Below are 16190 nucleotides of genomic sequence, written 5' to 3'. Positions count from 1 at the left end.
ACGATCTTGACCGAAGAATATAAAGGGTAATTATGTAAGTAATTCAACTATTTTAAATGAGAGGAAGGTTGAGTATGTTTAATGTTTTCGGGAAAAAGATCAGAATCAGCTTGTTACTTGCCGTTGTTATTACGTTTGTTCTTCAGGATTTCACAGGGGGTATCCGCGTCGCGGAAGCAGCAGGCAATGTCATTAAAGCTACAGACTTGGGCGTGAAGGCCAACTCGAAATCCTCGCAGACCAAGGAAATTCAGAATGCATTGAAATATTTCTATGACCGGGGCGTGGAGGGAACCGTACATTTTCCAAAAGGTACATATCTGGTTGACGAATCGATTCGTCTATACACCGGAGTAAGTCTGTCAGGTGACGGGATAGGCCAAACGATATTCAAGAAAACGGGATCGGCAAGCCAATATGTGATTGGCAATCCCATTCTGCGCAACAATGCGGCAAGACTCAATATCAAGTTGTCGGATATCACCATTGATGCAGATCGCACGAATCGTGAGGCCCGTGGCGAAAGTCAGGTAGGCGGCATCATTATTGATGTAGCTGTCTCGCATCTCACACTGGATCGCATGGAAATTAGGGATACGACAATCGGGACTCTTCTTCGGAGAACGAAGGATTCGGAGATCATCAATAGCCGTTTTGATCGGAATAATGGACATGCCATTGCTACAGGACACGAGAGTTATCCGGCAGGTGAATTCACGAATGTCAAAATTCTGAATAACCAAATTACCAATTCAGGCGGGGCAGTGGCATCAATCTGTCACGTGCAACCTTCACAACGGTATCCGGGAATCAGATTACCAATAAGACTCATCAAACGGATGGATACGCAGGTATTCGCATTCCCAATGAAGGTGCCAACAACACGATTAATAACAATGTCATTGAGAATTATCCGCGTGGAATTTTTGTACTGACGGGTGCGACTGGCAACCAAGTATACGATAATACGATTATTAATGCATCCTTACAGGCCATTTTGGTTGAATCGAACAACAATACGTTTACCGGCAATACCATTTTCCTTCGAAATGCAACACTGAAACCGGATGCCACCATTCGGCTGGCTAATGCCAACAACAATAAACTTATTAGTAACGAGATGACGACATACGCTGGTTTCTCCGGTATGGGCATACGTACCACTTCGTCAAGCAACAACGTAATTCGAAATAATGTAACGGACACTGCTGGCAAATCGATCAGTATTGAGGGTGGCAGCAATAATGTCAATACAGGAAATCGTAATCGGTGAATGAAACATAGTAATGTTTACCATATTGGCGACTCTAAACATTAAAATCTAGTTCTTATGACACATGTCCATAGATGGAAAATGGTCTAGCCCTCTTGGTATGAAAAAGTGAAGTGTATCAAATAGTTACAATAATTTAATCTTTAAAAAAGATGGAATTGGCAGTGGTTTTTTCCAGCTGATGATGGACAGACCCTGATACTTAGTGCTCAAATTCGTCTGCATCAATACAGGACTTTCGACTGATGAACGTTATGGACAGCCCGTTTACAATGGGGCAAGCCAGGGAGAACCATGCCAGGTTAAAATTCTGTAACATCAGGGGGAACTCGACATCATGAACTGGAAGAAAACCATTATTACGGCAAGTGTCACAGCAACGATGCTGATGGGAAGCTTGACGACAGGAACACTCACGGCACAGGTATCAGCAGCTGCTGTTGACAATTCACAAGTAAAAGTAATCTGGGGCGTAAACCTCCGTACTTCACCTGCTTCTTCTGCGAAGGTTGTTCGTATGGTAGCCAAAGGGGAAACGGTAACAGTACTTCAGCAATCCGGTTCGGATTGGTATAAGATTAAGGATTCTGCTAACCGGACAGGCTACATATCTTCTTCATCCAAATACACACAAGCTGTTAGTGGCGGCACGAGCGGATCGGGTTCGGATAGCAGTACATCCGTTGGCAATGCGGCTGTGGAAAAAGTGATTGCTGCGGGGATGAAATATTGGGGTACACCTTATGAATTCGGAGCGAGCCGTAGCAGCACAGCTACCTTTGACTGTTCCAGCTTTATACGTCAGGCTTTCATCGATGCACTTGGGATCAAACTTCCAGCTGATTCCCGCAAACAGGGCGCCTATGTGAAAGAAAAGGGTGCGGCTCAGACCAACTGGAAGAACCTGAAACGCGGCGATCTGATGTATTTCATGTCTTATCAAGGCAGCTCTGCATCCTCGTACTCCAGCGTTAACAAATCTAGCGCGACCATTACTCACACCGGCATTTACCTGGGTGACGGTAAGGTATTGCATACGTATTCCAATGCTGGTGGTGGTGTAACGATTAGTGATATCTCCGGCAAACATTGGGAGTACCGCTTCCTGTTTGGTGGCAGTGCACTATAGAAGCTTGCTGAGTTATACTATATAAGATAAGCAAACTTAACGTAAACCAAGATAAGGGAACACCTTTCATTCTGCCTTTGACAGCGAATGGAAGGTGTTTTTTACGTGTTTTACGGCGTATTTAATCGTGATAGTACAATCGGAACAGGATATCCTGGTCATAGTTGCCGAATCCCTGACCATACAACGTAAGACCGCCCACATGTTGTGCATCTTCCTCTACCGAGAGACGCAGGGTCCATTGGTTGCGCTCTACTGGAATATCGGCGAGTGTAATTTCGGACAAGTGCTGTCCATCAATAAACGTTCCTTCATGCGTAATTCGCAGCACTTTGAGCATGCCGTATTGATTGACACTGTCGCTCCACCATTCCGGGGTGAACATTCCTCGTCCGTTGCCGGAATCACCGGGGCTGGTCCATTCTCCCAATCGAATGCCATTCAGCATAAAAGTAATATCCGAGGGCCAATTCGGATTAACTGAAGGTGCTTCTGACCCCATCTCCAGGGATAGTTCAATGGCATTGATCTGTTGCCCAGACAGGATATAGTTTGGAATTTTGTACTCCACGAATCCACGACCCAACCATAAAATATGGGCATGCATCCGCTCGGGATCGAGAAAATAGCGAGGGTCATCGTACTGTCCAATCACCTGATTGGATGTAGCCAGACCGCATGTAGGATAGACGTCAAAATGAGTGTAGTGTCCGACAGGAACAGAAACTTCATGGAGCTTGCGGGCTGTTCCGGTTTCCTGAGGCATGGAGATGCCAATCCAGTCTACAGCAAGGCTGTTCATTTTATGTGTGCCGCCATCTTTGCGTATCATTTTGGACTGAATAATACCCACATCCTGAAGTTTACGGACATGCATGGTCACAATGGCACTACTTAGACCCAGTGATGCGGCGAGGTCTTTCACATTCATGGGTGTCTCTGCAACAAGACGGATAATCTGCAGACGGACTTCACTGGCAAGTGCTTCATATAGGGGTAGCCATTCGGCATCGGTATTTGCTCGGATCACAAGTGTTCCTCCATTTTTGGTTATAGGATTAATTTAAACATAAATTCAGTGAAAAGAATAACATTTTGCGAAATTCATCTTGAAATTCAGGCTACAATCGATTTTAATATAAATATGAACGTTGATCCATAGAATATCAATTAATTTTTATATTAATCTTAGGGAGTTGAATTCTTCATGGAAAAAGCAAAAATGACGGTAGACAAAGATTTTACTATTGGTGTAGTCGATAAGCGCTTGTACGGATCTTTCATTGAGCATCTGGGACGTGCCGTATATGGAGGAATATATGAGCCGGGGCATCCATCAGCGAACGAGCAGGGTTTCCGTACGGATGTGCTGGAGATGGTGAAGGAGCTGCACGTACCGATTGTACGTTATCCCGGTGGAAATTTTGTATCCGGTTACAATTGGGAAGATTCCGTCGGACCGGTGGCGGAACGCAAACGCAGACTGGAACTGGCATGGAGAACCATTGAGACCAATGAATTTGGTTTCAACGAATTCGTGGACTGGGCGAAACAGGCGAACTCCGAAGTGATGATGGCGGTCAATCTGGGAACACGGGGGGCGGATGCAGCCCGCAACATTGTAGAGTACAGCAACCACCCGGAAGGTTCATATTATAGTGATCTTCGAATCAAGCATGGTTACAAAGAACCTCATGCGATCAAAACATGGTGTCTGGGTAACGAAATGGATGGACCTTGGCAGATCGGACATAAAACGGCAGATGAATACGGACGTGCAGCAGTTGAAGCGGCAAAAGTCATGAAGTGGACGGACCCGACGATTGAGCTGGTCGCTTGCGGGAGTTCCAACCTGAATATGCCTTCATTCCCGGAATGGGAAGCGACCGTGCTGGATCATACGTATGATCATGTCGAGTATCTGTCTCTGCATCAGTACTACGGCAACCAGGAGCAAGATACGCCAACTTTCCTGGCACGCTCGCTTGAAATGGATCGTTTTATCGATACCGTGAAGGCGACTTGTGATTATATCAAAGCGAAGAAGCGCAGCAAGAAGACGATGTATCTGTCCTTTGATGAGTGGAATGTGTGGTATCACTCCAACGAAAATGATTCGAAGATGGACCCATGGCAGATTGCTCCACCACAGCTTGAGGATATCTATAATCACGAGGATGCATTGCTTGTTGGCTGTATGCTCATCAGTATGCTGAAACATGCGGATCGGGTGAAAATGGCATGTCTGGCACAACTCGTTAACGTAATTGCGCCGATTATGACAGATACGGGCGGTGGTTCATGGAGACAGACGATCTTCTATCCATTCATGCATACGTCCCTCTTCGGGCGCGGAACAGCATTGGTGCCATTGATCCAGTCTCCGAAATACGATACCAAACAAATCACAGATGTACCTTATCTGGAAGCTATTGCAGTGCACAACGAAGAGCAGGGTGAAGTGACTGTATTCGCAGTCAACCGCCATCTGGATGAATCCCTTCCGCTCGAAGTGGACCTGCGCAGCTTCGGGAAGTGTACCGTGATCGAGCATATCGTGCTGGAAAGTGATGATCTCAAAGCAGCTAATACAGCGGCGCAACCGAATCGCGTTGCTCCACATAACCGTGGGGGCGCTGTAGTATCTGATACCTTGATTACGGCGAGCTTGGCGAAAGCTTCATGGAACGTAATCCGATTGAAAGTGCAGTAATGAATAGTTGTATGGTGCGGGGCGGAACACGTTATCTTGTCTGGTGAGTAATGCGTCCCTTAATACAAAAGGCTGGGTGCGATTGATTCGCATCCAGCCTTTTTACGTTTTACGTTGAGATCAGCTCTTTCAATTGGACTACAGTGATTATCCCGATCAATTGCCGTGTCCCAGTTTCGCTTCAAACTCAAAAATTTCGCCATCGCTTGGAATGAGCACCTGACCATCCAACTGTTCGGATGCCAGGTGACTGGCGAGATCCGCGCGAGACGTCATGCAATGGTTAATCGCATCCATATGTACAGCGATCACATGAGCATTTGGCGCATGTCGCATCACGGTGACTACGTCTGGTCCATCCATTGTAATCGGATCGCCTTCCACGAAGCGTGCGCCTCCAGCATTTACAACAATAACTTCAGGCTCATACTGAAGAATGGCCTCAGCGGGTTCTTCACACCAGATGGTATCGCCAGCAATATAGGTCACAGGTTCCCCATCAGCTTCGAGCACGAAGCCGGACACCTTGCCCATGCGTTCACCAATCTCACCAGTGCCGTGATGCCCGGAAGTACGGGCGAATCGTACCGAGTGATGCTCGTGTTTCTCATCAACAGCGGTTACATCCGTGAATCCCGCATCTATGAATATGTTCTCATCCCCAGGCTGACATAACAGAGGGATATCCTTGCGGAGTTGCTTCACGGCTGCTTCATCCCAGTGGTCCAGATGGGTGTGCGTGACGATCAACAGATCCGGGTTCAGATAATCCGTTTCAGTTTCAGGAAGACTCACTCTTGGATTGCGTAGATCATTCGGTGTGTTCGGAAATGCGGGCATGACTTCAGCATCCATCAGCATTGGATCTACAAGGATATTCAGCCCTCCGTATTCCAGCCATAGTGTAGCATTGCGAATTAATTGAATTTTCATTATATTTGCACTCCTTCAAGTTGTTTAATAGTATTACCTATATATGTGCGTGTTCAAAAGCGGACTTTTTGAACAACCTCTATATGGTATACAACCCGTTTAACGTCGTACATAACATAATGAATGGAAATAGGCCGCACTAATTTCATAGTGAAAGGATTGCTGAAGCAAGATGAATGAAACGATGGATGACACAGATATACGCATACTTCAGATCTTGATTCAGGACGCCAAACGTTCCCATAAAAAGATTGGTGAAGAAGTTCACCTCACTGGACAGGCTGTTGGTGCAAGGGTGCGCAAGCTGCAGGATCTGGGAGTCATTGAAGGGTACACGGTAAAATGGAACCCGGAACGCCTTGGCCGCGGCCTTCAGGCTTTTGTCACAGTTTTTCTGAACTCCGGCGACAGACATGCCGCCTTTCGTGCATTTATTGTCCAACGTGAGGATATCGTTGAAGTCCATCGTGTCAGCGGGGAAGGGTGCTATCTAATGCGGGTTCAGACCGAAACCACCGTACAGCTTGGACAATTGCTGGAAGAATTATTGCCTTATGGCAATTACAAAGTCAGCCTGTCCATTGGCATTGAAAAATCACAATGATTGAATGCATCCGCTACTTATTTGTTTCACGTCACTCAACGATTCAGCTGTTGTTCCCGTAAAGTTTCCTGAAGCAAAGTTACCGCTTGGTTCAGCTCTTTTTTGCTGAGCAGATGATCTGTCTGAATATGAGACCGTGTGCCGTCCTTCAGGTACAGGACGAACATGGGGGAATTGGACAGCAGCCATTTGCTACGGGCGGGTGAAGCAAGTTCAATTTTACGAATCTGGCTCCATGGAGTCTTCCGTTTTCCGTTGTTCAGCGCCTCATCATCCCAAGACAATAACACGGCAGGGTTTCTGGTTAGTCGAGACAGGAACATGAAGAACAGCGGTCCGATCAACCACATACCAAGCACAGCAGCTATGGAGTAGTAGATCGTCTCCATGCTTTCTGAATGTCCGTCCACAATAATCCACAACAAAGTGATGCATAAGAGAAGGAACAGGAAGCATAGACTCGCTTTCCATAGAGCCGTGCTGCGTTTATAGTGAATCTGATGACCATCTTGCTCGGTTAATTCATTCTGCATCGTTTATTCCTCCTAATCATTATTGCCTGATCGATATGCCAAACGTGCCGCCTGCATGAGCAGAGCGGCATGTTCAACGTTGTATGACGTAACATGGATTCAGATCAGTCAACGAATCCAATAGATTCATGAGCGTAACCTATGGTGTAACAGCGATTCCGGTCAATTCATCATCCAGATTTAGTTGAATTTTTGCCCGCATCTCGCGCATGGGTATACAGATCGGCATATACGCCTTGGGCTTCGATCAGTTTATGATGCGTGCCTTCCTCCACAATCTCACCATTCTCCATCACCAGAATTCGATCGGCATGCATGACCGTAGACAGACGATGGGCAATGACGATCGTTGTGCGTCCCTGAGAGACCGATTCCAGAGCTTTCTGTACTAGTTGCTCCGTGTGTGAGTCCAGATTGGCAGTTGCTTCATCCAGGATGAGTACTCGCGGCTGGAACACAACGATTCGGGCAAAGGAGATTAGCTGCCGTTCCCCGGCAGACAGACCGCTTCCGCGTTCCGACAGATGAGTATCGTAACCTTTCGGCAAACGTGTAATCATCGCATGTGCTCCGACAAATCGGCAGGCCTCCATAGCCTGTTCACTCGTAATATCTTCCCGGAACATGCGTACGTTGTCAATGATGGAGCCGGAGAACAGGAACGGTTCCTGCTGAATCAGACCCACAATGCGATGAAGCTTGGCTTGAGGCAGCTGCCGAATATCCGTGCCATCAATCTCGATACTACCTTTGTCTACATCATAGAAGCGGTTGAGCAGGGAGATCAGTGTACTTTTGCCAGCACCCGTTGTCCCCACAATGCCTACCATTTCACCCGGATAGAGATGCAGATTCAACTGCTGAATCAAGGGACGATCTGCCCGATAACCAAACGACACATCATTAAAATCAATCTGCCCCATCACATGCCGAGGTTCCAACGAAGAAGTCTGTTCAGGCTTGGGATCGGCAACTTCAGGCTGCGTGTTCAGAATGTTCCAGATGCGATCCATCGATACGGTGGTGGACTGGAACGTATTCCACTGCATGGTAATCTGGTTAATCGGTTGAAAGAATTGGCGAATATAGCTGATAAACGCATACAGTACCCCGACTTGCAGAGACTCACCCAGTACGGCGCGACCGCCGAGCCAGACCATCATGACCAATGCCGCATTGCCAAGGATATCGAATGTGCGGTTGAATATGACATTGGAACGGGCTTGTGTAATGTTGGCTTCCAGATGAAGTGCGTTCTGTTCCGAGAAGCGTTTCTTCTGTTCTTCTTCCTGGTGAAAAGCCTGAATCAGAAACATGCCGGACAGGTTCTCCGCTGTAAAAGCGATCAAACGGGAAAGCCGCGTACGGGCATTCTGATAAGCTGTGCGCAGCCGACTTCTGAACAGGACAGCAACAACAGCAATAACAGGTAGGACGATCAGGGAGTAGCTCGCCAGTACAGGATCAAGCTGGAACATAAAGACGATAATGAGCACCAGCATCATGCCATCTCGAATCAGACTGAGCAGCACCTGAGTGAAGAAGCTGCTGATCGTCTCCGTATCACTGGATACGTTGGTGACCAGACTGCCAATGTGGAAGCGATCGAAGAAGGACATGGACATTTTGGAGATATGTCTGAACAGATCCTTTCTGATCCGGGATACAATGTTCTGTCCCACATGCTGCAACAGATTGTTCTGAATATAGGTGAAAATAAAACTGATAATAGCCAGCCCCAGAAAGATCGCGGCCAACTGAACGAGAAACAAGGGACTGGTCTGGCCTATGGCCAGATGATCATCAATCGCGATTTTTACCAGATAAGGTTGAAGCAGATCCGCAGAGATGCCAAGCAGGGAGCAGAAGAATATGCCGGTAAAAGTCCACTTATGCGGCTTGGCATAAGCCATCATCGCTTTAAATGAAGTTCGTTTATCCTGATCGGCATCTACATCTGAGCGAGTTCTGGCATTAGGGTTAGACATGATGCAATCCCTCCTCCTGCAAACGATAGGTTGCCGCGTACAATCCCTTGGCAGCCATCAGCCCTGCATGCGTTCCCTGTTCAGCGATTCGTCCTTCATCCAGCACGATAATATCATCGGCATGACGGACTGCGCTGATTCGGTGTGAGATGATCAGCGTGGTTGTGCCTTTGCCGATCTCACGCAGACTGCGCAGAATACCGCTCTCGGTCACGGCATCTACTGCACTCATGCTGTCATCCAGGATAAGTAATTGTGCTTGTTTGATCAGTCCCCGTGCGAGGCTGGTACGCTGCCGCTGTCCTCCAGACAAGGTGAGTCCACGTTCACCAAGCAGGGTATCAAAGCGATCAGGAAAACGGACAATATTGTCATAGATCATGGCTTGCCGCGCACTATGCTCTACCGTATCCAACGATACGTCCCGGTCGCTAAATGCGATGTTATCCCGGATGGTGGTACTGAACAGGAATCCATCCTGAGGCACATAGGCGATGCGGGATCTCAGGCTCTCCAGAGACAGTTGACGAATATCCGTTCCATTGATGCGAATCGTTCCTTCGGGTGGTTCATATGTACGCAGCAATAGCTTAACCAGGGTGCTTTTACCTGAGCCGGTTTTGCCTACAATACCGACTGTTCGTCCGGCACGGATATTCAACTGAATGTTCTGTAGAGCAGGAGACGAACTGCCGGGATAGGAGAAGGTCAGATTCTCCATGGTGATATCTTGAACGGTATGGAGCGCTGTGGCTTCAGGAAGTTCACGTACGTCCGGTACTTCGCTCAACAGATCGTTCACCCGCTCCAGGGATGCTCCCGAGCGCTGCACAGTATTAATGACATTGCCGATCTGCTGGAGGGGTCCCATGATGATGCGCAGATATAACGTCAAGGCGACAAAACTTCCGAGTGTGATGGAGTTCTGCATGGTTAGAATGCCTCCAACAAGCAGGGAAACGACTAATGAGATGGCTCCCAGCAGTGGGAGCAAAGCCTGAAATAAGGAAGAGAGTCGAACAAGGCGCAGTTGTTTGCTTTTGATCGCATCGACGGTGGTTCCAAAACGAGCACGAGCGCTGTCTTCAATGGCAAACGTCTTGGTTACACGGATGCCACCCAGTTGTTCTTCTGCGGATTCTGTCATGGTTGCAAGGGCCTCTTGTACGTCACGAGAGCGCTTGCGAATTCGCGGACCGAAAAACACGACCAGAAATGGAATGGCCAGCAAGGGCACAATACTGATTAGAATGAGCGTCAGTGGAATTCCGCTAAGCAGCATCATGACAATACAAGACAACAACAGAAATGTAGCATTGGTCATGAGCGTCACACCATTGGATATCGCTTCACGTACGGAAGTCACGTCGTTCATGACATAACTGAGCAGTTTCCCATTCCCCTGTTTGGAGAAATAATGCTCACTGAGTTCGGAAAATTTATTGAAAATGCGCTCACGTGTCATGAATTCGAAGCGTCGACCGAGCTTCATAATCATGAATTGCCCAGTACCGAATAGCAGATTATATCCGATAGCAATTGCAAGCAAGGAAAGGCTGTATCTTACGACAGTCTGCATCTGTAGTGTGTTCTGCATCAACTGATCCGTGAAACTGCCTAGTATTCGGGCAAGGATGCTTGCCCGACATTAGAAGCAATAATTAGAAGAATAGCACCCAGATATACAGGCCAGTTCGATACAACATAACCGCGAAGTAATCCTTTCTTGGACATAAGCGTTGTTCTCCTTTGGGTATGGGTGAAATCAGTTCAGCAGGTGGAGTCAAGAAAAGGGCCGACACCTGGTATTAGCGCGTCGTGCCCTCTTACTGTATGCGAACCGATTCGTTGTTTATCCGTCAACAGATGAATTTCTCTATTCTTATTTTTGCGCTAATTCGAACGGATGTCAACGAAGTCAGCCAGCAAATCGCAGGTGGATCAGAATAGTTCATTGGGGAAAGGTGTATGCCGTGTTCCCGTGTTGTATTCACCAGATGTCGAAATGACTGAAACATTTTCTCGGGGTATCCCGTCTGTAGGGATGAAGAGGTCAAAAAAAGGTTTTACTAATCATATGGAGGTGCCAGGTAATGAAACATAAAAAAGGTTTGGCTGCAACACTTGCGCTCTGCGTTTCTTTGACAGCAGGAGGTGCGTCGGTACTCGCTTTTTCGGACGTGAAGGATGAGGGACAGAAGACGGTTGTGGATTCATTGAAATCCAAAGGTATTGTGAATGGAGTTACCGCAGACCTGTTCCGCCCGGATCTCGCATTGTCTGAACCACAAGGTGTTCAACTGATCGTGAAGGCATTCGGTCTGAAAAATGCATACGCGGCTGCTTCCGCTCAGAATAAAATTAGTCCGGACACATGGTATGCCGATGCGGTGCAGGCGGCTACTCAGAATGGACTGTCTATTCCTGTAGAAGTGAATCCGCAAGGCAAGATGACACGTGAACTATTTGTTACTTTGCTTCATGAAGGAATTAATACAACCGGCAATTATCCGGTGATCATGAAGTATAATCTTGTTAAGGACGAAAATAAAATCGGTAAGGACGCTGTATCTGCAGTCCAGAACCTGCTGAACATGAACATCATTGAACTGGATAAGGACGGTAACTTCCGTCCAGATCAGTCGCTTACCCGTATGGAGGCTGCAAGCATGATCTTCAATGCACTTGAATTTGTGGATAAGCATGGTAATGGGGGCTCAGGAGAGCCAGCTCCAATCAATCCAGGTGAAGGGCAACAAGGTATTGTGCCTTCCGTAACGACAACCAAGGTGGATGACAAAACAAGCAAAGTTAAGCTCTCGGCTGAAATGCCACATCCTGGTTATGGTCTGAAGATTGATGATGTGAAACTGGAGAAAGATGGCCGCGCGATCGTGCTCTATTCCATTATTCAACCTGACCCGGACATGATGTATCCGATGGTGATTACAAATGTAACTGCGGAAACGGATATTCCAACTGGATATACGGCAGAAGCTCAGCCTTCTGGCAAGTAATCTGTTACTTGGGATATTGAACTTACGTTAAGTCAAAGCATATGAACAGAATATAGCTTAACTTAAAAACCCACCCTTCATGCGTGCATGGAGGGTGGGTTTGTTCTGCTTGAGATTATTCATCCAAAGGTTCATAGTCAAACCAATCGAAACTCGCAGGCGTACTCTCCCCCGATCGATCATAGGCATACATGGCTACAATCACACCTGTGAAGCCACCTGCCACTTCAGTAGACAACAGATGTGTTTCTCCCGAACCCACTTCGATCACACCGGATGAACCTTGCTGGTGGAGGAAAGTAAAGTGATTACGGTCGGCCTTGATTTGTAACATAATCGGTCCCTTGTCACAATCAAGAACCTTTTCGGTTCGTAGAGAGCCGACGGTTCGCCGCAATACGATTTTCTTCTGGTCGTCGATCTGTGTTACGGCTATATCGTAATGATATCTTTCGTTCATGTATACAGTTAATCCAGCTTCCTCACCGTTCACACTCGGCTCATAATTTAGCTCGGTCCCCATATTGCATAAGAAATGACTCATTCGACGCCCGACAAAAGCTGGATTCTCTCCATCATCGAGTGAAGCCAGATTACCATGCAGGGTGAGTTGCCCCGGATTCTCCGTTAATGTCCAACTATCTGGGGCCGGATTACGCAAGAACATCCAGTTTTTGTCCAATGTCGGCTCATCAAAATGATCCCGGATGGGCGGAGCCGGCCAAGGATGCTCAGGCAACGAAGGACCGGTCATCACCGGCTCGATGTGTCCGTTCACACCGATAAGTGGCCAACCTTCCTCCGTCCATGTGACAGGCGCAAGGAACGTTTCGCGTCCCAGATGATGTCGCATTGGATAGGAAGCAGGACGAAATCCGAGACATACGGCCCACCAGCTCCCATCCTGGATCTGAACAAGATCCGCATGACCGGTTGCGTGGATGCTGGTCTTCATGCTGCGATTGGACAAAATGGGATTATGAGGACACGGCTCGAATGGACCATATGGATCTGTGCTCCGAGCGATGGTCTCCATATGACCATACTCGGTTCCACCTTCGGCGATCATCAGATAGTAGAGGCCGTTTATTTTATACAAGTGAGGAGCTTCGGGGCAGCTCCGCCGGTTCCTGTCCATATTAATCGACTATCCGTCAGTCTGTTTCCCGTCGAGATGTCTATTTCGCATTGGTAGATGCCTTCGCCTTCACTGCCGTTACAGGCCGTTTGAAAGTACACATGTCCATCTTCTTCGAAGAGAAAGGAGGGATCAATGCCGCCCTGATCAACAAAAATCGGAGCAGACCATGGTCCCTCGGCCTGGGCACTACGTACATAGAAATTTCCGCCGTAGCTGACATTGGTGGTTGTCATGTAGAACCAGCCTTCATGGTGCCGAATCGTCGGTGCATAGATGCCGGCAGAGCTTCCAGCGCTCGCAAGCGGAAGCTGTTCTGTAGTTGTAAGTACATGCCCGATCTGGAGCCAATTCACAAGGTCTTTGCTGTGGAAGATGGGCACGCCCGGGAAATATTCGAATGTACTGGTTACCAGATAGTAGTCTTCGTGTACACGGCAGATGCTTGGATCTGGATAAAAACCCGGGATTACCGGATTGGTATATTTCATCATATCATACTCCTCTTGGTCGCCCATTTGATGCGTACTATAACAGAGATTATAGGGGTTCCAATCGTCCTTGACCTTGATTTTTCGGTCTTGGAGTAGCATGATATAGACATTCAGCCCAACAATGTTTGCGGAGGGGAATGTTATTGAGTAATGCATATTTGAGATGGTTTACTTCAGATCAGGAATTCCCGTTTTTCATTCAGTACGGGGGTCACGATACGGATATGGAGATGCACAATCATGTGGATTTTACGGAACTTGTGATTGTTCTGAATGGTCATGCAACACATGTGGTGAACACCGAGGAATTTTTTATCAAAAAAGGAAATGTATTTGTGATCAATGGAGACACCCATCATGCCTATAAAGAGCCTCATGATTTTAAGATCTGCAACGTAATGTTCAGTCCCGAAATGCTTGCATCAGCTGGACCCGATTTGAGGAGATCTAACGGTTTCCAGGCGCTGTTTGTATTGGAACCGTTCTATCGTAATATTCATTCATTTCCCAGTAAACTGTCGTTATCCATTTCCAGTCTGGATTATATAGAGTCGCTGATCTCGTTCATGATTGAGGAATATCATGGCAGAGAGCAAGGGTATCAGACGATGCTGGTCTCACGTCTCACGGAGATGGTTGTCTATTTGTCGAGGCAATATGATACGCAGGAGAAGGGGATCGAGGGCAATAATTTGATGCATCTGGCGAATGCCATTTCATATATTGAAGATCATTTTCTAGAACCACTTTCATTGGAAGACATCGCGGGGAAGTCAAACATTTCGATAAGGCACCTGAATCGGATATTTCGCTCCTATTATCAAGTGACACCGATCTCTTATCTGCAGAAGCTGCGTCTGGAAAAAGCATGTTATCTTCTGAAAAACAGGAATCTGTCCATCACCCAAATCTCTTACGATTGTGGGTTTAATGACAGTAATTATTTCACCCGCCAGTTCAAGAAAACCTATGGCATATCTCCCAAAAACTACAGGAAAAATGAGTGAGACGTGTTTAAGTAGAGGTATCCGATTCGTTACATTTTCAAATGGACTGAAATGCATCAAATAGCGTCACCTCAGTTCGTTAGCCACAGTGAACAACAAAACACCAAAGGGACAAGGCAGAATAACTCTCAGCTTTGTCCCTTTTTGATGCGTTGGTGTTCATGTATTTCATCCATATTCTGTTTAAGGGCTTTTGAGACAGCACTGTTTAACGTCTCCGGGCGACATTAATAATCCAGAAGGCGTCCGTGGTCATGCCATTGCCCGTACATTGTATTGGCCTTTGTGTGGGTGATGAATTTATCCAATCTACTATGGAATAATGCTGGCTGGTGTTTCACACTTTGGATTGTGTCGATCCGAACGTTTCGATATAGAGTCGGGAATGCCATGAAGTTTGCATACACTTGGATGTCCGCGATCAGTCTTTGTTTGATCTCATCATCGATGGTGAAAGCATCCGGGTCCATAGCAGGCAGAACCTTTCTACCTTCCTCATGCATGAATCCCAATTTCTCAAGGCGGCGGACACGCTCCTTGTTCAATTCGGTCCAGGAGCTTCGGCTGCTTCTGGGAGACAATCTCTGAGCAAGTTGATTGTCGGCTGTTTTCTTCTTGATTCCATCGATCCAGCCAAAGCATAATGATTCTTCAACCGCATCCAGATATAACAGCGTATCCGCCTGTGGTTTCACACTAACGATCACCCAGCAGAATTTCTGAGTTTGTCTGTTCTCCTGCAACCACGTTCTCAACTCTTCCCTCGATTGCGCAGGAATATAATTTTCGTTTTTCATCGATAAGATGCTCCAATGTTCTCTATGCTATAGCAGCTTTCTGATACCAATAGAGGGCGTAGTCATTCATGGTGGAGGCATGCCCCAACTGACGCAGCATGGTGGATATATTGCCCCGGTGATACGTCCCATGATTAACGACATGGAATACCATCTCCGCCAAGCTGGTTTCGCGGACCCCGGCGAATGGATTGTCAAGCAGAACGGTTTGTTCCAGATCAGTTTGGTCTCGAAGCCACACGTTATATTGTTCGGATAACTCGGCATATCGCTGAATGTAATCATCTACAGAATCGTGAATCTCGCCATTGAGGGACATGCAGGTTTGGAATGCTTCGGGCATACCGGTTCCTGTCAACACCAGGTACCACATCTGATCCACCGCATAGATATGACTCAGGGCGTGGGCGATAGTAAGGAAGGAACTGTTTACCTCTTGATGCAGCACACTATTAGGCAGTTCCTTGATTCTTCCCAGGATCGTTTCAGTGGCCCAGGTGTGGTAATAATACATTTGTTCCGGATGATTCATGAATAACGTCTCCTTTGTTATGGCGATGGATT

The 16190-nt window shown here is 47.1% G+C and carries 13 protein-coding genes and 3 pseudogenes; 8 read left to right on the top strand and 8 right to left on the bottom strand.

Features of this window, described 5'->3' with window-relative positions:
• Positions 1–56: 56 nt before the first annotated feature.
• The 4 genes and pseudogenes from C0Q44_RS31075 to C0Q44_RS16830 form a co-directional block, all read left to right on the top strand.
• Positions 57–662 (top strand): annotated as a pseudogene (locus C0Q44_RS31075) (glycosyl hydrolase family 28-related protein); the annotation flags it as partial.
• Positions 663–769: 107 nt separating this feature from the next.
• Positions 770–979 (top strand): annotated as a pseudogene (locus tag C0Q44_RS31070) (NosD domain-containing protein); the annotation flags it as partial.
• An 18-nt stretch (positions 980–997) separates the two neighbouring features.
• Positions 998–1273: a right-handed parallel beta-helix repeat-containing protein gene (locus tag C0Q44_RS31065; protein WP_258166373.1), complete on the top strand. Its 276-nt coding sequence runs from the start codon at positions 998–1000 to the stop codon at positions 1271–1273.
• A 337-nt stretch (positions 1274–1610) separates the two neighbouring features.
• The gene (locus tag C0Q44_RS16830; RefSeq protein WP_105408391.1) at positions 1611–2402 is read left to right on the top strand and encodes a C40 family peptidase; all 792 of its coding nucleotides are present in this window, start codon (positions 1611–1613) and stop codon (positions 2400–2402) included.
• 121 nt (positions 2403–2523) lie between these two features.
• Here C0Q44_RS16830 and C0Q44_RS16825 read toward each other — a convergent pair whose 3' ends face one another.
• Positions 2524–3432 (bottom strand): ArsR/SmtB family transcription factor, encoded by a 909-nt coding sequence (locus C0Q44_RS16825; protein ID WP_105408390.1) that lies wholly within the window; start codon positions 3430–3432, stop codon positions 2524–2526.
• A gap of 177 nt (positions 3433–3609) precedes the next feature.
• On the opposite strand from C0Q44_RS16825, the gene arfA reads away from it, so the two are divergent.
• On the top strand, positions 3610–5115 hold the full coding sequence (arfA, locus tag C0Q44_RS16820) for an arabinosylfuranosidase ArfA (protein WP_105408389.1): 1506 nt from the start codon (positions 3610–3612) through the stop codon (positions 5113–5115).
• Positions 5116–5271: 156 nt separating this feature from the next.
• Here arfA and C0Q44_RS16815 read toward each other — a convergent pair whose 3' ends face one another.
• Positions 5272–6048, bottom strand: a complete 777-nt coding sequence (locus C0Q44_RS16815) for an MBL fold metallo-hydrolase (protein ID WP_105408388.1) — start codon at positions 6046–6048, stop codon at positions 5272–5274.
• Between the two features lie 184 nt (positions 6049–6232).
• Between C0Q44_RS16815 and C0Q44_RS16810 the strand changes: the two genes are divergently transcribed.
• Positions 6233–6652, top strand: coding sequence for an Lrp/AsnC family transcriptional regulator (locus C0Q44_RS16810; RefSeq protein ID WP_374955106.1), 420 nt, complete (start codon positions 6233–6235; stop codon positions 6650–6652).
• Between the two features lie 35 nt (positions 6653–6687).
• Here the strand turns inward: C0Q44_RS16810 and C0Q44_RS16805 are convergent, their stop codons facing one another.
• The 3 genes from C0Q44_RS16805 to C0Q44_RS16795 form a co-directional block, all read right to left on the bottom strand.
• On the bottom strand, positions 6688–7185 hold the full coding sequence (locus C0Q44_RS16805) for a hypothetical protein (RefSeq protein ID WP_105408386.1): 498 nt from the start codon (positions 7183–7185) through the stop codon (positions 6688–6690).
• 170 nt (positions 7186–7355) lie between these two features.
• Positions 7356–9173 (bottom strand): ABC transporter ATP-binding protein, encoded by a 1818-nt coding sequence (locus C0Q44_RS16800; protein WP_105408385.1) that lies wholly within the window; start codon positions 9171–9173, stop codon positions 7356–7358.
• Entirely contained in the window at positions 9166–10752 is a 1587-nt protein-coding gene (locus C0Q44_RS16795) for an ABC transporter ATP-binding protein (RefSeq protein ID WP_374955105.1), read from the bottom strand. The genes C0Q44_RS16800 and C0Q44_RS16795 overlap by 8 nt, the downstream gene beginning before the upstream one ends.
• 514 nt (positions 10753–11266) lie before the next feature.
• Between C0Q44_RS16795 and C0Q44_RS16790 the strand changes: the two genes are divergently transcribed.
• Positions 11267–12190, top strand: coding sequence for an S-layer homology domain-containing protein (locus C0Q44_RS16790; protein ID WP_105408384.1), 924 nt, complete (start codon positions 11267–11269; stop codon positions 12188–12190).
• 115 nt (positions 12191–12305) lie between these two features.
• Here the strand turns inward: C0Q44_RS16790 and C0Q44_RS16785 are convergent.
• A pseudogene (locus C0Q44_RS16785) lies at positions 12306–13819 on the bottom strand (glycoside hydrolase family 43 protein).
• A gap of 146 nt (positions 13820–13965) precedes the next feature.
• Here C0Q44_RS16785 and C0Q44_RS16780 point away from each other — a divergent pair.
• On the top strand, positions 13966–14829 hold the full coding sequence (locus tag C0Q44_RS16780) for a helix-turn-helix domain-containing protein (protein WP_105408383.1): 864 nt from the start codon (positions 13966–13968) through the stop codon (positions 14827–14829).
• A 227-nt stretch (positions 14830–15056) separates the two neighbouring features.
• On the opposite strand, the gene C0Q44_RS16775 is transcribed toward C0Q44_RS16780, so the two are convergent.
• Positions 15057–15626, bottom strand: coding sequence for a YdeI/OmpD-associated family protein (locus tag C0Q44_RS16775; protein ID WP_105408382.1), 570 nt, complete (start codon positions 15624–15626; stop codon positions 15057–15059).
• Positions 15627–15648: 22 nt separating this feature from the next.
• Entirely contained in the window at positions 15649–16158 is a 510-nt protein-coding gene (locus C0Q44_RS16770; protein WP_105408381.1) for a DinB family protein, read from the bottom strand.
• Positions 16159–16190: the final 32 nt, after the last annotated feature.

Source organism: Paenibacillus sp. PCH8, from assembly GCF_002968835.1.
In the GTDB taxonomy this organism is placed as follows: Bacteria; Bacillota; Bacilli; order Paenibacillales; family Paenibacillaceae; genus Paenibacillus.
The sequence above is the reverse complement of the archived record's forward strand: the minus strand, read 5'-3'. Positions and strand labels throughout refer to the sequence as shown.